This window comes from Paragemmobacter amnigenus, assembly GCF_009908265.2.
Lineage (GTDB): Bacteria > Pseudomonadota > Alphaproteobacteria > Rhodobacterales > Rhodobacteraceae > Paragemmobacter > Paragemmobacter amnigenus.
In genome coordinates this window covers 57,753-77,267 of the sequence record NZ_JAAATX020000009.1, presented here as the reverse complement: position 1 = coordinate 77,267, position 19,515 = coordinate 57,753, and the positions used below count along the sequence as shown (strand labels likewise).

Here is a 19,515-nt window from a genome sequence, read left to right as displayed (position 1 = left end):
CTCAGCCCCCCTGCATCGGGGCCAGAACCTCGACCCGGTCGCCGTCGTGGAGCGGGGTTGTAGCGCGGGCGGCGACGGGGATGAAACCGCCGTTCAACGCGGTGGCAAGGGTGGAGCTGCCGTAGCCAAGGGCCGTCAGCGCATCGGCCAGATTTGCGGCGGCAACCTCGGTCGGGAGGCCGTTCAGTTCAATGCGCAAAGGCGGCCTCCTGTGGTGCAAGGTCGATTTCGTCAGCCAGTTGTTTGGCCAGTGCTGGGGCGGTCAAAAAGCCGTGGCGATAGAGCCCGTTCAGATGCCAACGCCCTGCCGCCTGTGTCAGGCGCGGCACATTATCGGCAAAGGCGGGGCGCAGGCCGCTGCCCATCTCGACAATCGCCGCCTCGGCAAAGCCGGGATGCAGCGCGAAGGCCGCCGACATCAACTCACTGGCGCTGCGCAGCGTGACCGGTCCGACGGCGTCGCTTTCCACCATCGTCGCACCGACCATGAACCGCCCGCCTTCGCGCGGCACGACATAGACCGGAAAGCGCGGATGCAGCAGGCGGATGGGTCGAGTCAGGGTGACATTGGGGCAATGCAGCAGCAGCATTTCGCCCCGCACGGCGCGCAGGCCCAGCAAGGTATCACGCGCCGCGATGCCACGGCAGTCGATATTGGCCTGATCGGGCGCAAGATGCGTATCATAGCGGATGGCCACCCTGCGTTGGCGCAACCCATCCGCCAGCGCCTGCAGGGCCACGCGCGGGTCCAGATGCGCCTCGGCCTCATAAAGAAGCGCATTGGCAAATCGGCCCGCAAGAGCGGGTTCAAGCTCCGCGATGCGGTCCGCACCGATCCGCGCGTAGCCCGTTGTGCGAGTAGCGAACCGATCAAGTTCCGCCCGGTCGCGGGCTGGGGCGACCACCAGCGTGCCGTGCCGCACCACGCCGGGCACCCGCGCTGCCCACCATTCGGCGGCAGTGGCGCCCAGTCGCGCCACCTCCGGCGGGGCACTTTCCGCCTCAACGAATGGGGCCAGCATCCCCCCCGCCAGCCAGCTTGCACCCGCACCCTCGGGGCCGCTGTCCACCACCTCCACGGACAGACCGCGTTCGGCCAGCACGGTCGCGGCGCACAGCCCCGCGACCCCGGCCCCCAGAATGGTGATCATTCCGCAACCTCTGCGGCAGGCAGATAAACCTCGCCCTTCTCGCGGAACTTCGCCGCCATCGCCGCCATGCCGTCCTTCTGCGCCTCGGCCCTTATGTCATGGCTGATCCGCATCGAGCAGAACTTCGGCCCGCACATCGAACAGAAATGCGCGGTTTTATGCGCCTCTTTCGGCAAGGTTTCGTCGTGCATGCTGCGCGCGGTTTCGGGGTCGAGCGACAAGTTGAACTGATCTTCCCAGCGGAATTCGAACCGCGCGCTGCTTAACGCATCATCGCGCGCCTGCGCCCCCGGCAGCCCCTTGGCCAGATCAGCAGCATGCGCGGCAATTTTGTAAGTGATCACCCCGGTTTTTACATCGGCGCGATCGGGCAGGCCCAGATGTTCCTTCGGTGTCACATAGCACAGCATCGCGGTGCCGAACCAACCGATCATCGCCGCGCCAATGGCGCTGGTGATATGGTCATAGCCGGGGGCGATATCGGTGGTCAGCGGCCCCAGCGTATAGAACGGCGCTTCGCCACAGGTGGCCAGCTGCTTGTCCATGTTTGCCTTGATCTTGTGCATCGCCACATGACCCGGCCCTTCGATCATCACCTGACAATCCTTGGCCCAGGCGATCTGCGTCAGCTCGCCCAAAGTCTCTAACTCTGCAAACTGCGCCGCATCATTTGCATCGGCGATGGAGCCTGGGCGCAACCCGTCGCCCAGACTAAAGCTGACATCATAGGCGCGCATGATGTCGCAGATTTCGTCGAAATGCTCGTAAAGGAAGCTTTCGCGGTGGTGATGCAGGCACCATTTCGCCATGATCGACCCGCCGCGCGACACGATGCCCGTCACCCGGTTCACCGTCAGTGGGATATGGTGCAGCTGCACGCCCGCATGGATGGTAAAATAATCTACTCCCTGTTCGGCTTGTTCTATTAGCGTGTCGCGGTAGATTTCCCATGTCAGGTTTTCGGCAACGCCATCAACCTTTTCCAGCGCCTGGTACAAGGGCACGGTGCCGATCGGCACCGGAGCGTTGCGCAGGATCCATTCGCGGGTGTTGTGAATGTTGCGCCCGGTCGACAGGTCCATCACCGTGTCGGCCCCCCAGCGGATCGACCAGACCATCTTGTCCACCTCTTCAGCCATCGACGAGGTGACAGCGCTGGTGCCCATGTTGGCGTTGATCTTGACCGCGAAGTTGCGCCCGATGATCATCGGTTCCAGTTCGGGATGGTTGATGTTGGCCGGGATGATTGCGCGCCCGGCGGCGATTTCCTGACGCACGAATTCGGGTGTCACATAGTCCGGGATCGACGCCCCGAAATCCTCGCCGTCGCGCGGGGTGGGCAGGGCGGCGGCGCGGCCCAAATTCTCGCGGATCGCCACATATTCCATCTCGGCAGTGATGATGCCCGCGCGGGCATAGGCCAGTTGCGTGACCGCCTTGCCGCCCATGGCGCGCAGCGGGTTGGTCTGCACCGGAAAGTCAGGCACCAGCCGCGTGCCGGTTGCAAAGCCGTTGTCGGCGGGCTGGACGCTGCGCGCCGTATAGGCCTCGCAATCTCCTCGCGCCGCCATCCACGCGCTGCGGACGGGGGCCAGACCCCTGGCAATATCGGTTTGTACCGCCGGGTCGGTATAGGGGCCGGAGGCGTCATAAATGGTTACCGGAGGCTCGCCAGCCGAGGGATGTACGGCGATTTCGCGCATCGGCACGCGAATTTCGGGATGGATCACCCCCGCCACATAGCGTTTGGAAGAGGCGGGCAGCGGCCCGGTGGTGACGGCGGGCAACGCAGGTGCAGTTGCGAGCGCGTTGGTCTGGTCAATTTGGTTCATCAAAGCCTCTTTCGCGTTGATGACCCGTGCTAAAGGGAGAGAAGCGGGGGTTTCCCCCATGGCACCTGACCGCAAAACTACGGAATAGGCGACCGCTTGTGCTTCCTACGCCAGTATCAACTGGGTCAGGTTCAAAGGGTCGCTTCACCGGGGTTGCCCCCCATCAGCCTCTCAGTCCCTTCGGCGGGACTCCCCTGACAGTGCCGGTTTTGTAAGCAGGCACAAACGTCCCGTCAATAGCCGCTGTCCGGTCAGTTTCTAAACAGCAGCGCCGACCCCAGTGCATCCCGCGCTGTCCCGACCATAAGTGCGGGCGTCTTTTCCATCCACGCATGAACCGTGGACCGTGCGTCGGGCATGGCAGCCAATCCGCCGCCCCCGGAGGTTCGCGCAAGGTGTCCGTCTGTCCACATCGTGTCATTCCCCGGCAAGCCGGACAGACGGGGGCGATGCTGTGGCCCCTGGCCGGGACGCGGCAAAGCTGCTCCGTTGCAGCCAGCGGGGCAACGATCGCGCGAGTGCCTTGTCGCCGATCAGGACGATCTGCTCCCGCGCGAACTCCTGTGCAAAGCTGCTGTGCCCCATCCAGACCGAAGTGATTGCGCGCAGATCAGCCGAGACATAAAGATCAACATCGAATTTCGGATTAACCATGCACAGGTCGGTTGCGCCATCCGTTCGGACGATCAGCCAGTAGTTGCAGTCCGGTTTCCCGTCGATCTTCAGGATGAACTGGACCACAACCTTGCGACGAGGCAGCTCGCTGACCACAATCTTGCGCCGGATGTTCCACATGAGGAGGTGATCGTCGAGACACTCAAGTTGAAGATCCGGATCGATGTGCCGATGCGCCCAGGCTCCAAGAGCGTGCACAAGAGGCTCAAGCTCGTCTGCCGTCGGCGTCGTACGATAGTCGATATGCCCGTCGGAATCCGTGGTCCGGGTCACGAGACCTTTCACTTCCATTTCCTTCAGGCGCCGCGAGAGCAAGCTGGGCGACATGCCCGGAACGCCGCGCTGGATTTCGGAAAAGCGGGTCGAGCCCGACCACATCTCGCACAGGATGAGCATGGTCCAGCGGGGCTCCAGCATCTCGCACGCCATCGCAACAGGGCAAAACTGCTGGTAACCTTGGGGTGCCATTGCATTTCTCCGAAGCGGTGCTGAACTCGATGATGCGCCATCGCGGCGGGTCCAGCTACTTCTGAAAGTGTAGTGCATCTTCTTCAATCTGTGTAGTGGATGCACGTCGCGACCCCGCGCTATCCTGCCTGCAACGTTCAGCGGAGCGGAGGGCTTTCATGCGAATGGCCGACACCGATTGCTCTGACAGCGGGTGCGATACCCCGATGTTCGAGGTCAGCCTTGATCCGGCGGACTGGGAACAGGCTCGGACCATCGCCCACCGCATGGTCGACGACGCGATCGAGCATCTGCGTGAAGTTCGCGAGCGGTCCGTATGGCGCGAGATGCCGCCGCAAGTGCGCGAGGCGTTTAGTGCGCCGCCCCCCGTCAGCCCGGAACCGCTCGGGGACGTCTATGGGACATTCAGGGACCAGGTCCTGCCCTATTCCATGGGCAACATCCATCCGCGCTTCTGGATGTGGTACATGGGCGCGGGCACCTTTACAGGGGCCGTGGGAGATTTCCTAGCGGCCATCGAAGGGTCCAACCTTGGCGGCGGAAACCACGCCGCGGCCTTGCTCGACGGCCAGGTGATCGGATGGATCCGGTCTATGATGGAGTTCCCTGAGACGGCGAGCGGAACGCTGGTGGATGGCGGATCCAAGGCCAACATCATCGGCCTCACCGTCGCAAGGAACGCCATGGCCGGGGGGGATGTGCGTGAGGAAGGGATTGCGGGCCTCTCACAACAGCTTCGGTTCTACGCCTCCGATCAGGTTCACAGCTGCCATCAGAAGGCCGTGGAACTCCTTGGTGTCGGCAACAGGGCGCTGGTGCGAGTGCCGACAGACTCCGAATGCCGCATGGATCTGGGAGCGCTCCGTTCGGCGATCGCAGTCGATCGCGCGGCGGGCTTCCGGCCGGCCTGCGTGATCGCCACGGCCGGCACCACCAACACCGGCGCCATCGACGACCTTCCGGCCATCAAAGCGCTATGCCGCGACGAGGGCCTGTGGTTCCACATCGACGGCTGCATCGGGGCACTCTTGGCCATTGCACCGCGCCACCGGCATCTGGTTGCCGGCATCAGCGAGGCCGACAGCCTGGCTCTCGATCTTCACAAGTGGCTGCACGTGCCGTTCGAGGCAGGATGCGCCATCGTCCGGGAGGCCTCGGTCCACCGGGCAACCTTTGCCCTTCATCCGGAGTATCTGGAGGAAAAGCCGCGAGGCATCGCCGCAGCAGAATACCTTTTCGACTATGGTTTGCAGACCTCACGGGGGTTCCGCGCGCTGAAGGTCTGGATGACGCTGAAAGAGCATGGACTGAATAGGTTAGGGCGGCTGATTGACCAGAACATCGATCAAGCCCAATACCTTTCTGACCTGGTCCGCAGCGACGAGCGCCTGGAACTCGTCGCGCCCACATTGATCAACATCCTCTGTTTCCGCTTCAACCCCGGCGGTTTAGACGAAGCGCAACTGCGCGAAATCAACAACGAGATCATGCTGCAGTTACAAGAGGACGGCACGGCTGCCCTGTCGGACACCACGGTCCATGGTCGGCATTGCCTGCGCGTCGCAATCTGCAACCACCGTACGCGACGCGAGGACCTGGACGTGCTGGTTCGGGAGGTTGTGCGGCTGGGCGAGAGCCTGATGATAGGCAGCTTGATCGAAATGCCCCTGTACACCCGACGTGCGGTCGGCGGGCAGGCCCTCCAGCCATCGCCGACGATTCAGATTAAGCCGAGGAGTAGAACGTCAGGGAAAGAACGAACGTCGAGCTGCTGAATACTGACTCATTCAAGGAAGGAGAGAAGCGATGAACCCGAACAAGGCACTCTGGGAGAAGGGCGACTTCACCAAAATTGCAGCGGCAATGCGCGATAGCGGCGATGCGCTGGTCGAGGGCCTGCGCCTGCGGCCGGGCATGGACGTGCTCGACCTTGGCTGCGGCGACGGCACGACCGCCCTTCCGGCCGCGCGGAGGGGTGCGAACGTCCTTGGCGTGGACATTGCCGCGAATCTGGTCGCCGCCGGCAACGCGCGCGCGGCCGAGGCACGCCTCGAGAACCTGCGCTTTCAGGAGGGCGACGCGTCTGACCTCAGGGATCTGACGGACGCCGGCTTCGATCTGGTAATCAGCATGTTCGGCGCGATGTTCGCGCCGCGTCCTTTCGATGTGGCACGCGAAATGGTGCGTGTGACCCGGCCGGGGGGCCACATCGTCATGGGAAACTGGATTCCGGGCGACCCGACACTCATCGCGCAGGTCCTCAAGACCAGCGCGGCTTACACGCCGCCTCCGCCCGAGGGGTTTGTCAGCCCGGTGAGCTGGGGGGTCGAGGATAACGTGCGCGAGCGCTTTGGCGCGGCCGGGGTGCCGACCGAGAACATTTCCTGCGCGCGCGAAACCTATGTGTTCCGGCATCCCGGCCCGCCGAGCGAACTGTTCGGGACCTTCAAGAAATATTATGGCCCGACCATGAACGCGTTCGAGGCGGCCACTAAGGACGGACGAGCGGATCAGCTGGACGCTGAGTTGAGCCAGCTGTTCGAGCAATATAACCAAGGCGGAGCAGGGAGGACCGAAATTCCGGCGACCTTCCTCAAGGTAACGGTTTCGAAACCATAGTCGCATCGGTCCTTTCGCAAACTTCCACAGTCGACCGGGCGGGTTGTGGCCAGACAGTGCAGTCCGAAGTGCAGCCCGGCGCGCGTCTGTCGAGGGACGATTGTAAATCATCTGCGCCGGTGCCGAGAATTTTCAGCGTCTAAATCGGGGCGACAGCCCCCAAAGAACGCGGACCACCTGAAACTGCCGGGCTGCGCGGGTCTCCTCCCGACGCAGCCCGATTTAATAGCTCTAAAGCGGGCAGCTTTCCATCTTCATGTAGACCGGTGGTCACACTCATCGATGCCCTCCCTGCTTTTTGATATCTTGGGCATCTGAGAAACCTGAAAGGCCGGCATCTGCGAGTTGTTCGAGATCGGGCAGATCGCGCAGCGATTGCATCCCGAAGGCGGCAAGGAAGGTTTCCGTCGTGACGAAGGTATAAGGCGCACCACGGCGGGGTTCGCGGGGACCAGTGCCGATCAGGTCGCGCTCGGCCAACCGGCCGATCAGATCGCGGCTGACCTCCTTCCCGAAGATGTCCTTCAACCCGTCGCGGCTGATTGGCTGATGAAACGCAATGGCCGCCAGCACGGCCAGATCGTATTCCGACAGGTTCAGCGCCTGGCTGCCCACATCCGCCGCGGTGCGGATCGCTGGGGCATAGGCGGGCTTGGTTCGCAGTATCCATCCCGCGCCGACCTGCGCCACCTCATAGGGTCGGCCTTCCAGATCCATTGCCAGATCCTCGATCAACAGATCGACCGATGCCCCCTGCCCCACCACGCGCGCCAGATCATCCCGCTCGACTGGTGCCGCGCTCGCAAACAGCACCGCCTCGATCCGGCGCATCCATTCCCGCCAGCGCAGCTCAGGGGGAAGAGCGGCCAGTTCGCGGTCAAGTTCTGTGTCCTCGCGCCGCCCCATGCTCAGACCCCGTACAGGCGGAACGTGTCCCGCCCTGTCAGTTCGCGCACAACGCCAAGCGCAACCAGTCGGTCGCAGAGCCGTCGCGCTGCCCGATCCGACATGAAGGCCAATGCCCCCGGCGCCAGCACATCGCACGACAGGAACAGATCGACCGCCCGGCCCGCCGCCTTGGCTCGCAGCTTCGGGGCCACTGCCCGAAGGCGGGCCGCCGCCCGGACCAGATCGCCGGCCAGCGGCAGCGCCTGCCCGACGGCCAAGACCACGGCGCGGTGACAGGCCAACCGCAGATCATCGCCCCGCAGGCGCAGATCGCGGGGCTTGAGCGTCAGCGCCAGAAGCGGCAGCACATGCGTTGCCCCCAACGCCCTTGCCAAAGCCGCATCGGCCAGGATCAGAGCGGCGACCTCCATCCGCGGATGATCGGTCAAAACCGCCTCGATCCCTCTCGCCGCGCGGTCCACCGGTGTCGGTCCGGTGGCATCAAGGCAAAGTGCGATCCGCTCTGCCGCTATCCCTTCCAACGCATTGAACAGATGCGCCACCGAAACCGGCCGCGCCGCCGCGCGTGACCACTGCCGTGCGATCCGCCCCGCCGGGCCGGGGTCGTCGCCCGGTCCCGTCAGGTGCAGCGCATCGCGCAGGGCGCCCTGCCCTTCCCTTCGCCCCGCCATCGCAGCGCAGTTCTCGGCTGCCGCCAGGGCCAGACGGTCGCGCCACAGCGCCAGAGGCACATCCCCCGACGTCATTGCCTGACCCAGATGCGCCAGCGCGGCCCCGGACCGGAAAGCCGCAGCCTCCGGCGCCTCGGACGGCGCATCGACGATCCAGCCCGGCAGCGGAGGCAGCATCGGCAAGGTTTCCAAAGGCTCGGCGCGCGGTTTTTCCATGCCTACAGCCTAATTTGGGACGGCGCTTTCTGCCAGAGAAATGCTTCAATAGCGCCGCAGCCTTATCAGCGCAATTGTGTCCAATAAGATTGCATTATCGGACACAGCGAGAGTATGGTCCACGGCATGGACCAAACGCCCGAGAAATTGCCCTCAGAGCCCCCTGAACGGTCCAATGTCCGTGAAGAGGACGATAGCCTTGGACCGGATAGCGGCGACCCTGCCCTGCCCTCCCACGTCGCAGGCTCCGGCGCACTGGATCGTCTTGTTGAAACCGCGCGGGACTATGCGCGGCAAGCAGTGTCGGAAAACACGCTCACAGCCTATGCCAAGGACTGGGCCCACTTTTCGCGCTGGTGCCGAATGCGAGGGGCCGACCCCCTGCCCCCCTCACCGCAACTCATTGGTCTTTATATCGCCAATCTCGCCGCCCCTGCCGGGCGGGCGCCTGCCCTTTCCGTTTCCTCGATCGAGCGACGGCTTTCCGGCCTCGCCTGGGGCTATGCTCAGCGCGGCGAAAAGCTGGACCGCAAGGATCGCCACATCGCAAGCGTCCTGGCCGGCATCCGGCGCAAACATGCGCGTCCGCCTGTGCAGAAAGAGGCGATCCTGCCCGAAGATCTGCGCGACATGCTGGCCACCCTGCGCCACGATCTGCGCGGCCTGCGCGATCGGGCCATCCTGCTCATCGGCTTTGCCGGCGGCCTGCGGCGCTCCGAAATCGTCAGCCTCGACCACGGCCGCGACGACACGCCCGATTCTGGTGGCTGGGTAGAGGAGCTGGAGGACGGGGTCCTAATCACCCTGCGCGGCAAGACCGGGTGGCGCGAGGTGGAAATCGCGCGCGGCTCCTCGAACCAGACCTGCCCCGTCCATGCCCTGACGCAATGGCTGCACTACGCCCAGATCGACTTCGGCCCGCTCTTCGTGGCGGTCTCCCGAACGGGGCTGAAGGCCACCGGAGAGCGGCTTTCGGACAAGCACGTCGCCCGGCTGATCAAAATGTGCGCCCGCGAGGCGGGCCTGCGGCCAGACCTGCCAGAGGCCGAGGGAATCCGGCTCTTCTCCGGCCATTCCTTGCGCGCAGGGTTGGCCAGCAGCGCCGAGATCGATGAACGCTATGTCCAGAAACAGCTCGGCCACGCCTCGGCAGAGATGACCCGCCGCTACCAGCGTCGCCGCGACAGGTTCCGCGTTAACCTGACCAAGGCCGCAGGACTGTAGCCCCCTGCCCTTCTGACGCGCCTTTGCTGAAATCCCAAGCTCCAAACTGACCGTCTAGATTTCAGCTAAGCGCTCCAATTGAAATCCGGGACAAAATGCGACGGCCGTGCAGTGACGACGCCGTTACTGGATTGGTACACGCAGGTTACTTTGCCGTTGATCCTGGTTGGGCAGGACAACGTGTGGGGCGGTCAATCTTCAAACCCTGCCAAAGCGTCGCAATGGCGGCCCGAGCAACCTGCATCCAAACATTGTCCATCTCGAACGCCCGGTCTTCGAAAAGTCGGACTCCAGCGCGTCAGGCTCGTTACCTTGGCAGTTGGCGGAAGCCGCTCCTTCGCCCTCAATCACGCGCACCCTGGAGGACGTTGGAGCTGCGTCGAGCTTAGGCGCGGGACAAGAGCGACGTCGGGCGCATTCGCGACAAGCTTTGTGTGATCAGGCCCGCCAGAACAGCTTTCAGAGCATCGCCTGGGAGAAATGCCGCAGCGAGGAAGGTTGCTTCCCCAAGCGTCTTGCCGAGCATTAGTGCCATGCCGGCGATCCCGAAAAGATAGAGAGCGCCAATTCCGCCGATCACTGAAGCTGCGGTGGCTGAAATTGCGGGGGAAAGTGTCGTGCGCTCCATGACCCATCCCGCGACGAATGCTGCAACAGGAAAGCCAACGAGAAAGCCCACTGATGGGCCAGCAAAGACCCCGATGCCGCCGCGACCGCCCGCTAGCAGCGGGAGCCCGGCTGCCACGAGCGTCAGAAACAGGAGCACCGCAAGCGCTCCACGCTTTGCTCCCAGGACCGTTCCCGCGAGCATGATGCCCAACGACTGTGCGGTGATCGGAACTCCTGCGGACAGATCGATCTTGGGGACCAGGCCCAGAACAGCGATCAGCGCCGCAAAAAGCGCAATGTGAGAAAGGTTGCGTTCCATCACGTCCCCCATTTTGCGCCGCTTAGACCAGCCAGAGTTCGCGAATGCAAGATTTTCTGAAACCTGGGCAAACATTCTTCCGTTTGACTAAGCGATCCGCCAGCAGCACGAGCGCCGCCCTGCGAAGACGCTTCGGTCCTACCCAAGACGTCGTCTCGTGGAGTCATTCGGTCGTTTATTGCTGATATATGAAACTGCAAATGGCCTGATTTTATGCCCCTGATCGGCTACGCGCGCGTCTCGACCGAGGATCAGACCCCCCTGCCCCAGTCGCAGGCCCTGAAATCCGCGGGCTGCGTCGAGATCCACGAGGAGCAGGCCTCGGGCGGCAATCGTGCGCGACCGGTGCTTGCGCGGTTGTTGGAACGCATCGGCAAGGGCGACACGCTGGTCGTCGTGCGGATCGACCGTCTCGCGCGATCCCTCTCGCATCTGCTGGAGGTGATCGAGCGGCTGGAAGCCAAGGGCGCCTTCTTCCGCTCGCTCATGGACCCGATCGACACGTCCTCCCCGCAGGGCAAATTCACTCTCCAGGTCCTGGGCGCCGCCGCTGAGTTCGAGCGCGCCCTGATCCGCGAACGCACCAAGGCCGGACTGGCCAGCGCACGGACCAAAGGCAGGGTCGGCGGTAACCCGGGCCTGCGCGCCCGTGATCCGGCGGCGCTGCGCAAGGTCCGGCTGGCGCGGCAGGACGGCTACATGGAACGCCTGAACGAGACGGCGCAGGACTGGGTGCCCCATGTGCGACGCCTGCGGCCCGACATGGCCTGGGAAGACGTGCTGCGCATCGTCAACGGCCCCCTGCCCCGCGAGCGCCAATGGACGCAAAGCCGCCTTTTGCGCGCAGTCAACGCCTATGTGCGGGACGGCTTCCTACCGCCCACAGTACTGGACCGCGCCGGCCGCCGCGAGACCGACGACCGCCTGCCCGCCATCGTCGCCGCCATCAAGGGCGCGGACCCCGACATCACACTTCAGGCGATCTGCACTCGACTGGAAGCGATGCGCGAGCGTACGCCCCGCGGGCGGACAAGCTGGCAACCCTCCTCGGTGAAGATGCTGCTGGAAAGGGCTGAGAGGCTGGGGCTGCTTGCGTAGTCGAGATACCTTGCAAATTCTCCATGACATGGAAGGATTACAAGGCTTTGGCCAGCGCCATGCTCAGAAACTCTCTGCTCACGCAAAGGGGTTGATGATGCGAAGCTGGCCTTCGACCAGCAGGCCATCTTGCATGTCCTCGCTCCACAGCGTGGTGCAGCCCGCAACCAAAGCGCTGGCCACGATCATCGCGTCGTAGATCGAGAAGCCGTAGCGTTCCGCCAAGGCACGGCCGACGTCATGGGTCTGGAGGGTCAGGTCTTCGACGGGGCACAAAGCACGCACTCCTTCGAGAAACGCCCCTGCTTCTTCCCAGCTTAGGCCAGCCTTGCGGCGACAGTTCACCAGCGTCTCGTTTAGGACCTGAACGCTGATCCGGGGCCCCTGCCCCAGGATAATCTCGGCGCGATCGGCCTTTGGGCCATCGTCGAGCAGGTAAAGAACGACATTCGTGTCCGCGAACTCAGCGCTCATGCGCGTCATCTCGGCTCAGGCGCTCTGCAGCGGGCAGCTTGCCCCGGAAGCGGCGCAGACCCGTAAGCACCTCATCCGCGCGCGCCAGACGACGAACTCTGACCTGGCCGTCGTCCTTGACCAGATCGATCTGATCGCCTTCCTTGAGGCCAAGTTCCCGGACAAGCTCCGCGGGCAAGCGGACAGCGAGCGAGTTGCCCCATTTTGCGACCTGCATCGTGACCTCCTGCGTTGATCTACGTTTCGTAATGTATATCAAATGGGTTGCGCCGACAAGCTTGTACCCGTACCCGGGCTACTCTTGTGCGTCCCGCAACGGCTGACACCAGATTTAGAAAGGTCTTGCACGAATCTGAGTCCTCCGGCAATAGTCACGGAAAAGGGCGACTAAACGCCGAAATCCGTGAACACGCCACGGACGCGAGAGGGCAGATGAGCAGAGCCGAGACACCGGAAGACCTGAACGCTGTGATCCGTCAGCACTCTGAGTTGCTGGCGGCGCAACTGCATTCGCAGCGTGAGAGCCTGTTCCCGCCCGACGCTTCTAAGACTATGCGCAAATTCACCTCAGGTGAAGCTGCTGCTCTGCTGGGCGTCAACGACTCATACCTCAGAAAGCTTCACCTTGATGGCAAGGGGCCGTCGCCCGAAGTCTCATCGGGGAACAGGAGGCACTACTCGGCCGAAGATATTCATAACTTAAGGATACTGCTGGAGAAAACGGCTCGCAAGCCGGGAGATTACCTGCCTGGTCGTCGTGCTGGAGACCATCTTCAGATCATCGGGGTAATGAACTTCAAAGGTGGAAGCGGCAAGACAACCTCCTCGGCGCATCTTGCTCAAAGGTTGGCCCTCAAGGGGTACCGTGTCTTGGCGATCGACCTTGATCCGCAGGCCTCGCTCACGGCCTTGCACGGGGTTCAGCCGGAATTTGACCTGCTTGACGGCGGCACGCTCTACGATGCGATCCGCTACGAAGATCCTGTTCCGATCGCCCAGGTCATCCGCAAGACCTACATACCAAACTTGGATCTGATTCCCGGAAACCTCGAACTCATGGAGTTCGAGCACGAAACGCCGCGGGCACTGTCTCGCGGCAACGCGGGCTTGTTCTTCTTCCGCGTGAAGGAAGCTCTGGCGCAGGTCGATGACCGGTACGATGTCGTCGTTATCGACTGCCCTCCGCAGCTCGGGTTCTTGACCATGTCGGCGCTGTCTGCCGCGACGGGCGTTCTGGTGACGATCCATCCCGAGATGCTCGACGTGATGTCGATGAGCCAGTTCCTCAGGATGACGGCCGACCTCATGGATGTCATCGCCGATAGCGGAGCCGACATGTCGCATGACTGGATGCGCTATCTCTTGACCCGCTACGAGCCGACGGATGCACCACAGAATCGCATCGTTGCCTTCCTGCGAACTATGTACGGAGACAAGGTATTGAACGCACCGATGCTCAAGTCGACGGCCATCTCGGATGCCGGCCTGACAAAGCAGACCCTGTACGAGGTCGAACGGAGCGCCTTCACCCGGACAACCTATGACCGGGCAGTCGAAAGTCTGAATGCCGTCAACGATGAGATTGCCCAGCTCATTCAGAGGACGTGGGGGCGCTGATGACCGATAGCAAGAAAAAGCGCATGTCCATGCTCGACAGTCTGGCAGCAGCGGGGACGCCCCCTGCCCCGGGCAGCATGATGTCAAGCAATCGGGCCCTGCGCTCCGCGCGTGATGCCGTAGATGCCCATCATGTCTGGGAACTCGACCCGGTCGAGATCGAGGACGAGAGGTATTCGGATCGCCTCGACCCCAAGGATGTGGATGATCTGCGTGCGTCGATCGAGCAGAACGGCCAGACCGTCCCCATTCTCGTAAGGCGCCACCCGACCGAGACCAATCGCTATCTACTCGTCTATGGACGCCGCCGTCTTGAGGCCATTCGTGCCTCCGACAAGGTCAAGAAGGTTCGAGCGCTTATCGCGAACCTGGACGACACGGCCGCGCTGCGTGCCCAGGTTTCCGAAAACACTGGAAGGCGCGATCTGAGCTATATCGAACGCGCCCTCTTCGCCCAGGAGCTGCTCGCCAGCGGCTTTGGTTCGCAGGCTCAGATTGCCGAAGTGCTGAATGTGACCCGTTCTGCTGTGTCGATGTCGATCTCGGTTGCCAAGTCGATCGGGACCGACTTGGCCCGTGCGATTGGACCGGCTCATGGAATCGGGCGCCCCAGATGGGAATCGTTGGCGAAGGAACTCTCCAATACCGGCATGGGCATGGACGAGCTTTGCCGTGTTGCAAGTGATGCCCGAGGCAAGGCGGCTGCAGTCGAACAGGCCGAAGAGGAGCCCCAGCTTGATCCTTCGGTCGCGGCATTTGAAGCCGTTGTCCGCCATGTGAAGAAGACCACTGGTCCTTCTCTTGGCAGAAAGCCGAGACCCAAAGCGACGCCTCTTTTGATCGATGGCGCACCTGCGGGCGCCATAAAGCGGTCGGCTCGGGCGGTCAGGCTGGACCTTACGGATGTGGACGATGCCTTTGCGCAGTGGCTCGACGCCCGTGCGCAGGACGTCCTCGACGAGCTTCATGATCGCTGGAGACGCGAGACATGAAGAGAGGCAGAGCAGCAACAAAAAGGAGGCACGGTACAGGCTAAAGAAAAGGTCCCGCAAAGCTTGCGCTCCACGAGACCCCAACTTTGATCTTAGCACCTTCAAGGTAGTGGGCCAGCGCGCAAACCGCAAGTCATATGTGATTCGCGGAACGGTCTTTCTATGCCTTCGTGAACTGACATCATGGAGTACACACCGATTTCGCCGTTTATGCGGCCAATCTCGCACGCCCATCTGCGCGTGGTCGAGCGACCTGAGGCGTCTGTTCCGGGCAAGCCCATCAACAAGTGGGAACTCCTGCGCGAACTGTCCAAGGCGCAAGCGGCCTTTGGGGTCACGGAACGTGATCTGACGGTCATGCAGTGTCTCCTCAGCTTCTTCCCGGACGATGCGCTTGGCGGGAACGCTGAAATGGTCGTCTTCCCGTCCAACAAGGCGATCTGCGAGCGCCTGAATGGCATGCCCTGCTCCACCATGCGCCGACACTTGGCGCGCCTTGTCGAGGCAGGCTTGCTCATGCGGCGCGATAGCCCCAACGGGAAGCGATATGTCCGCAAGCACGGCGAAGAGCGCGTGGCTTTTGGGTTCGACCTGTCGCCGCTCTACTGTCGGACCGAGGAGATTACACGGGCCGCAGAGGCCGTGCGTGAGGCCGAGGACCGTGTGCGGCGACTGCGGGAGGTCGTGAGCCTGATGCGGCGCGATCTCGCCGCCCTCGCGGAGTTTGGAGAGGAGCTCCAGCCAGGCCTTGGCCTATGGGATCAGTTTCGCGACAAGGCTGTCCTCACAGCGCGCGCCCTGCGCCGCAAGCTTACGCTTGAAGAGCTCTCCGCATATCGGATCGGCCTCGAAGCCCTTCTTGATCATGCACGCAACGTCATTGATGGGCCTGAAACAGAAAAAATGAACACCAATGGTGCCCAGTTTGAGCGCCATCATCATAATTCAAATGAAGAATCTATAGATATTGAACCTGCCTTAGAAAAAGGAGGGGCGTCGGCCGCCGCGCCAGATGTTGAAACGGATGCACCTGGTGCTAACGTGGAAGAAGCGGACACAAGACGCGTGCCAAAGATCCCGCTCCATCTGGTGATCGCTGGCTGCCCGTCGCTCAAAACCTTTTACCAGGGCGACATCCGCCATTGGCATCAGCTCTTCGACGCGGCTTGCCATGTACGGCCCGCCATGGGGATCAGTGCGTCCGCTTGGGAAGAAGCACAACGGTTCATGGGCCCTGAGCAGGCATCCATCGTAGTTGTGGCCATGCTGGAACGCTTTGCCGACATCCGATCGCCCGGTGGCTACCTCCGCGCGCTGACATCGAAGGCGGCAGCGGGCGAGTTCTCCTGCGGGCCGATGATCATGGCGCTGATGTCCCGGCGAACCGCGGCATAATGTTCACAGCTGTGAACTGGCTCGAGCGGGACGAGAGTTCACAGCTGTGAACTACATGACAGGTCGCAAGACGATGAACGAACAGAGGGAAAGGTTGGGGGTTTGAGGGGTGACGGGAAGTGAGATCGGGAGAGTGGCTCCCGGCGCCCGTCGCGGAGAAGATCTGATGGCGAAAGCAGCCCAGAAAGTCACCCTGTCCCCCGCACGGGACATCCCCTTCGACAAGCTCGCGCTGAGCCAGTCCAACGTGCGGCGCATCAACGCTGGCGTCTCGGTCGAGGAACTTGCCGAGGACATCGCGCGGCGCGGCCTGCTGCAGGGCTTGAACGTCCGGCCCATGCTCGATGCCGATGGGGTGGAGACCGGCATGTTCGAGATCCCGGCCGGTGGTCGTCGCTTCCAGGCGCTGTCGTTGCTGGTGAAGCAGAAGCGGCTGGCGAAGACCGCGCCGATCCCCTGCATCGTGCGAGATGCCGCGTCCGAGATTCTGGCCGAGGACGACTCGCTCGCGGAGAACATGCAGCGCGTCGCCCTGCATCCGCTCGACCAGTTCCGTGCGTTTCAGGCGCTGCGCGAAAAGGGTCAGGGCGAGGAAGCGATCGCGGCAGCGTTCTTCGTGACGCCGCAGATCGTCAAGCAGCGCCTGAAACTTGCCTCCGTGACCCCTGCCCTGCTCGAGGTCTATGCCGAGGATGGCATGACGTTGGAACAGCTGATGGCGTTCACGGTGAACCCCGACCACGGGCGTCAGATGCAGGTCTGGGACGCGGTGAAGAACTCCTGGAACAAAGAGCCCTACGCCATCCGCCGCATGCTGACCGAGAGCTCGGTTCGGGCCTCGGATCGTCGCGCCGTCTTCGTCGGTATCGATGCCTATGAGGCCGCGGGCGGTGTTGTGCTGCGCGATCTCTTCCAGGGCGATGATGGTGGTTGGCTCGAGGACCCTGCCCTTCTCGATCGGCTGGTGGCCGAGAAGCTTCAGGCTGAAGCCGAAGCGCTCACTTCCGAAGGCTGGAAGTGGATCGAGGTCGCGACCGACCTGCCCTATGGCTACAGCCACGGTCTGCGGCGTCTCCTCGGTGATCCCGCGCGGATGACCGACGAGGAAAGCGCGTCCCATGCGGCGTTGCTCTCCGAATACCGCGCGCTGGAGGAGGAATACTCCGGCCAGGACGAGTACCCCGAGGAGATCGATGCGCGCCTCGGTCAGCTCGAGATGGCGATGGAAGCGCTCGAACAGCGGGCCTTGATCTACGACCCGGCCGAAGTTGCGCGCGCGGGCGTCTTCGTCACGCTGGATCGGGATGGCAGCCTGGCTGTCTATCGCGGCTATGTCCGGCCCGAGGACGAGCCGCGCGAGGAGACCGCGGTCCAGGAGGGCGACGACGCGGACGGCATGGGGCAGGGGGGTGATGTCGGGGGTTCCAGCTGGAAACCGTCGGCGACCTCTGCTGGCGGCACCGTCATTACTTCGGGTGGTCAACCGATCGGCGCCGATCCGACCGATGATGAGGACGATGGCGCGCTGAAACCGCTGCCCGAGCGGCTGGTCATGGAACTGACCGCCCACAGGACCCTTGCACTGCGCGAAGCCATCGGACGCTCGCCGGACGTCGCGCTGACGCTCCTGCTCCTGAAACTGGTGACGGATACGTTCCGCACCTCCTCTGCCTCGGGCAGCTGTCTCGAAGCCTCCGTTCGTCACGTCTACATGTCGGCGCAGGCGCCCGATCTGAAGGACAGCGTCGTGGCGAAGCTCGTCGATGAGCGTCACGCCGCCTGGGAGGCCGATCTGCCCCTCGGCGATGATGTGGCGCTCTGGGACTATCTTGCGGCCCTCGACCAGGGCAGCCGTCTGGCTCTTCTGGCGCATTGCCTCAGCTTTGGGATCAACGCGCTCCATGAGAAGGTGAACCCCTATGGAGCGGGTATCTCGGCCAGCGGTCTGACCCGCCGCATGGCTCATGCCGATCTGGTGGCCCGTGCCGTCGATCTCGACATGGTCAAGGCAGGCTGGGAGCCGACCGTCGATGGTTACCTCAACCGTGTGCCCAAGGCCCGGATCCTCGAGGCTGTGCGCGAGGCAAGGGGGGAGGGCACCGCGCAGCTGCTCGACCATCTGAAGAAGGGTGAGATGGCCACGGAAGCCGAGCGGCTCCTCAAAGGCAGCGGCTGGTTGCCCGAGGTCCTGCGCCGGGCCGATCTGGTGGCGTTCGACGGCGAGGCGGTCGGAGAAGGGCAGGGGGAGGACGCTGGTCAGCCCGAAGAGGTCGATCTCCCGGCCTTCCTGACGGCTGATCTGCCGGACAGCTATGCGTCAATGATGGCAGCGGAGTGATCTGAGCCATCCGGGGCGGGGAAACCCGCCCCAATCTCACAAAATACAGCAATATCAATATGATGAATGCGAACACTCGCATTCGGGATGAGGAATCATGTCTGCAACGACCATCATCGACACAGCCCCTTTGGGGGCGCTGATTCGCTATACCGACGGTAATCCCAAGCCGCCAGCACGTTTCACCAAGAAGCTCGCGGCCTGGGAGCGCTCGAACGGTGTCGGCCGCCTTGTGAAGAAGGAACCGCCCAGGGTCTATCCGACCTGGACCGCTCCGGCCTCCTTCACGCTCCATGAGGGGAATTTCTCCTCGGACGGGGTCATCCTGGTCACCATCATGCGCAGTCATTCGGCGGATAGCCGTCTGATCTTCGAGGTGGCCGAGGAACCGAAGCCCGGGCAGGTCTGTGTGCTGCTGGACTTCGGGGGCAATACGGAACTGCTGCATCTGGCGGAGTCCGTCACCGCAGCCGAGCTTTGGATCGCGCGGGAGGGCTATCGCAACGCACGGTTTGAGATCGTCGGCGCCGACGACGGCGATAGGGCAGGGGGCGCGGACCTGGCCGCCTGAGCCCTGTCAAGGCGTGAGGGGACTGCCCTCCGGCAGGCCTCTTACCGACCACACCCCTCGTCCCGCGAAATCGCGGGGCATCAAGGGATTCATCCCCCAAGAAGCAGGTCTTCAGCCAAGAGCCTGCCCGGGAGGCTGGCAGCGTTACATGCATCAGCGGGACAACCGGCTCCTGACGTTGGGGCACCATCCCCCGCTCGCCATTCCCTTCCTTGCCCCGAATCCCGTCTTCGAGATCAACCCGCGAGGGGTCGGACTACGGGCAAGCCCGTGCCGCCGGGTGGATTCGGACGAGCCGAACGCACCCGGTGATGTCAGCCAGTCTTCGGGCCTGCGG

Annotated in this window: 18 protein-coding genes; 9 read left to right on the top strand and 9 right to left on the bottom strand. The window is 63.1% G+C overall.

Going from position 1 to position 19,515, the window contains the following annotated elements:
- Nucleotide 1: 1 nt before the first annotated feature.
- The 4 genes from thiS to GU927_RS13340 all read right to left on the bottom strand — a co-directional run bounded on the left by thiS (nt 2) and on the right by GU927_RS13340 (nt 4,075).
- Nucleotides 2–199, bottom strand: coding sequence for a sulfur carrier protein ThiS (gene thiS, locus GU927_RS13355; protein WP_161762950.1), 198 nt, complete (start codon nt 197–199; stop codon nt 2–4).
- A complete protein-coding gene (locus tag GU927_RS13350) occupies nt 189–1,151 on the bottom strand; it encodes an FAD-dependent oxidoreductase (RefSeq protein WP_161762949.1) in 963 nt (320 codons plus the stop codon). Before GU927_RS13350 ends, thiS begins: the two co-directional genes overlap by 11 nt.
- Nucleotides 1,148–2,983, bottom strand: coding sequence for a phosphomethylpyrimidine synthase ThiC (gene thiC / locus GU927_RS13345; protein ID WP_161762948.1), 1,836 nt, complete (start codon nt 2,981–2,983; stop codon nt 1,148–1,150). The genes GU927_RS13350 and thiC overlap by 4 nt, the downstream gene beginning before the upstream one ends.
- A gap of 417 nt (nt 2,984–3,400) precedes the next feature.
- Complete coding sequence (locus GU927_RS13340) at nt 3,401–4,075, bottom strand: winged helix-turn-helix transcriptional regulator (RefSeq protein WP_232489217.1); 675 nt, start codon at nt 4,073–4,075, stop codon at nt 3,401–3,403.
- 215 nt (nt 4,076–4,290) lie between these two features.
- Here GU927_RS13340 and GU927_RS13335 point away from each other — a divergent pair, with 215 nt between their 5' ends.
- Together GU927_RS13335 and GU927_RS13330 are read left to right on the top strand one after the other, a co-directional pair.
- Nucleotides 4,291–5,901: a pyridoxal phosphate-dependent decarboxylase family protein gene (locus tag GU927_RS13335; protein ID WP_161762946.1), complete on the top strand. Its 1,611-nt coding sequence runs from the start codon at nt 4,291–4,293 to the stop codon at nt 5,899–5,901.
- Nucleotides 5,902–5,932: 31 nt separating this feature from the next.
- The gene (locus GU927_RS13330; protein ID WP_161762945.1) at nt 5,933–6,745 is read left to right on the top strand and encodes a class I SAM-dependent methyltransferase; all 813 of its coding nucleotides are present in this window, start codon (nt 5,933–5,935) and stop codon (nt 6,743–6,745) included.
- 276 nt (nt 6,746–7,021) lie between these two features.
- Here GU927_RS13330 and scpB read toward each other — a convergent pair whose 3' ends face one another.
- On the bottom strand, nt 7,022–7,651 hold the full coding sequence (gene scpB, locus GU927_RS13325) for an SMC-Scp complex subunit ScpB (protein WP_161762944.1): 630 nt from the start codon (nt 7,649–7,651) through the stop codon (nt 7,022–7,024).
- 2 nt (nt 7,652–7,653) lie between these two features.
- Nucleotides 7,654–8,541: a DUF1403 family protein gene (locus GU927_RS13320; RefSeq protein WP_161762943.1), complete on the bottom strand. Its 888-nt coding sequence runs from the start codon at nt 8,539–8,541 to the stop codon at nt 7,654–7,656.
- Nucleotides 8,542–8,667: 126 nt separating this feature from the next.
- Here GU927_RS13320 and GU927_RS13315 point away from each other — a divergent pair, with 126 nt between their 5' ends.
- Nucleotides 8,668–9,765: a tyrosine-type recombinase/integrase gene (locus GU927_RS13315; protein WP_232489216.1), complete on the top strand. Its 1,098-nt coding sequence runs from the start codon at nt 8,668–8,670 to the stop codon at nt 9,763–9,765.
- A 385-nt stretch (nt 9,766–10,150) separates the two neighbouring features.
- Here GU927_RS13315 and GU927_RS13310 read toward each other — a convergent pair whose 3' ends face one another.
- Nucleotides 10,151–10,693, bottom strand: coding sequence for a biotin transporter BioY (locus tag GU927_RS13310; protein WP_161762941.1), 543 nt, complete (start codon nt 10,691–10,693; stop codon nt 10,151–10,153).
- Between the two features lie 213 nt (nt 10,694–10,906).
- Between GU927_RS13310 and GU927_RS13305 the strand changes: the two genes are divergently transcribed.
- Nucleotides 10,907–11,791 carry a recombinase family protein gene (locus GU927_RS13305; RefSeq protein WP_161762940.1) on the top strand — a complete coding sequence of 295 codons (885 nt, stop codon included), beginning with the start codon at nt 10,907–10,909 and terminating at the stop codon, nt 11,789–11,791.
- Nucleotides 11,792–11,869: 78 nt separating this feature from the next.
- Here GU927_RS13305 and GU927_RS13300 read toward each other — a convergent pair whose 3' ends face one another.
- Nucleotides 11,870–12,265, bottom strand: a complete 396-nt coding sequence (locus GU927_RS13300) for a PIN domain-containing protein (protein ID WP_018065892.1) — start codon at nt 12,263–12,265, stop codon at nt 11,870–11,872.
- Nucleotides 12,255–12,482, bottom strand: coding sequence for an AbrB/MazE/SpoVT family DNA-binding domain-containing protein (locus GU927_RS13295; protein ID WP_018065893.1), 228 nt, complete (start codon nt 12,480–12,482; stop codon nt 12,255–12,257). Before GU927_RS13295 ends, GU927_RS13300 begins: the two co-directional genes overlap by 11 nt.
- A gap of 215 nt (nt 12,483–12,697) precedes the next feature.
- Here GU927_RS13295 and repA point away from each other — a divergent pair, with 215 nt between their 5' ends.
- The 5 genes from repA (at nt 12,698) to GU927_RS13270 (ending at nt 19,178) form a co-directional block, all read left to right on the top strand.
- Nucleotides 12,698–13,882 carry a plasmid partitioning protein RepA gene (gene repA / locus GU927_RS13290; protein WP_161762939.1) on the top strand — a complete coding sequence of 395 codons (1,185 nt, stop codon included), beginning with the start codon at nt 12,698–12,700 and terminating at the stop codon, nt 13,880–13,882.
- A complete protein-coding gene (gene repB, locus GU927_RS13285; RefSeq protein WP_161762938.1) occupies nt 13,882–14,874 on the top strand; it encodes a plasmid partitioning protein RepB in 993 nt (330 codons plus the stop codon). The genes repA and repB overlap by 1 nt, the downstream gene beginning before the upstream one ends.
- Before the next feature lie 183 nt (nt 14,875–15,057).
- Nucleotides 15,058–16,269 carry a plasmid replication protein RepC gene (gene repC, locus GU927_RS13280; protein WP_161762937.1) on the top strand — a complete coding sequence of 404 codons (1,212 nt, stop codon included), beginning with the start codon at nt 15,058–15,060 and terminating at the stop codon, nt 16,267–16,269.
- 166 nt (nt 16,270–16,435) lie between these two features.
- A complete protein-coding gene (locus tag GU927_RS13275; protein WP_161762936.1) occupies nt 16,436–18,607 on the top strand; it encodes a ParB/RepB/Spo0J family partition protein in 2,172 nt (723 codons plus the stop codon).
- A gap of 97 nt (nt 18,608–18,704) precedes the next feature.
- Nucleotides 18,705–19,178, top strand: a complete 474-nt coding sequence (locus GU927_RS13270; RefSeq protein WP_161762935.1) for a hypothetical protein — start codon at nt 18,705–18,707, stop codon at nt 19,176–19,178.
- Nucleotides 19,179–19,515: the final 337 nt, after the last annotated feature.

Excerpts from the sequence above, each read along its gene's own strand:
- repB (WP_161762938.1), top strand. The coding sequence starts at position 13,882 with ATGACCGATAGCAAGAAAAAGCGCATGTCCATGCTCGACAGTCTGGCA.
- GU927_RS13335 (WP_161762946.1), top strand. The coding sequence starts at position 4,291 with ATGGCCGACACCGATTGCTCTGACAGCGGGTGCGATACCCCGATGTTC.
- GU927_RS13295 (WP_018065893.1), bottom strand. The coding sequence starts at position 12,482 with ATGCAGGTCGCAAAATGGGGCAACTCGCTCGCTGTCCGCTTGCCCGCG.
- GU927_RS13350 (WP_161762949.1), bottom strand. The coding sequence starts at position 1,151 with ATGATCACCATTCTGGGGGCCGGGGTCGCGGGGCTGTGCGCCGCGACC.
- repC (WP_161762937.1), top strand. The coding sequence starts at position 15,058 with ATGGAGTACACACCGATTTCGCCGTTTATGCGGCCAATCTCGCACGCC.
- GU927_RS13305 (WP_161762940.1), top strand. The coding sequence starts at position 10,907 with ATGCCCCTGATCGGCTACGCGCGCGTCTCGACCGAGGATCAGACCCCC.
- scpB (WP_161762944.1), bottom strand. The coding sequence starts at position 7,651 with ATGGGGCGGCGCGAGGACACAGAACTTGACCGCGAACTGGCCGCTCTT.
- GU927_RS13340 (WP_232489217.1), bottom strand. The coding sequence starts at position 4,075 with ATGCTGGAGCCCCGCTGGACCATGCTCATCCTGTGCGAGATGTGGTCG.
- GU927_RS13330 (WP_161762945.1), top strand. The coding sequence starts at position 5,933 with ATGAACCCGAACAAGGCACTCTGGGAGAAGGGCGACTTCACCAAAATT.
- repA (WP_161762939.1), top strand. The coding sequence starts at position 12,698 with ATGAGCAGAGCCGAGACACCGGAAGACCTGAACGCTGTGATCCGTCAG.
- thiC (WP_161762948.1), bottom strand. The coding sequence starts at position 2,983 with ATGAACCAAATTGACCAGACCAACGCGCTCGCAACTGCACCTGCGTTG.
- GU927_RS13315 (WP_232489216.1), top strand. The coding sequence starts at position 8,668 with ATGGACCAAACGCCCGAGAAATTGCCCTCAGAGCCCCCTGAACGGTCC.
- GU927_RS13270 (WP_161762935.1), top strand. The coding sequence starts at position 18,705 with ATGTCTGCAACGACCATCATCGACACAGCCCCTTTGGGGGCGCTGATT.
- GU927_RS13275 (WP_161762936.1), top strand. The coding sequence starts at position 16,436 with ATGGCGAAAGCAGCCCAGAAAGTCACCCTGTCCCCCGCACGGGACATC.
- GU927_RS13310 (WP_161762941.1), bottom strand. The coding sequence starts at position 10,693 with ATGGAACGCAACCTTTCTCACATTGCGCTTTTTGCGGCGCTGATCGCT.
- GU927_RS13300 (WP_018065892.1), bottom strand. The coding sequence starts at position 12,265 with ATGAGCGCTGAGTTCGCGGACACGAATGTCGTTCTTTACCTGCTCGAC.
- GU927_RS13320 (WP_161762943.1), bottom strand. The coding sequence starts at position 8,541 with ATGGAAAAACCGCGCGCCGAGCCTTTGGAAACCTTGCCGATGCTGCCT.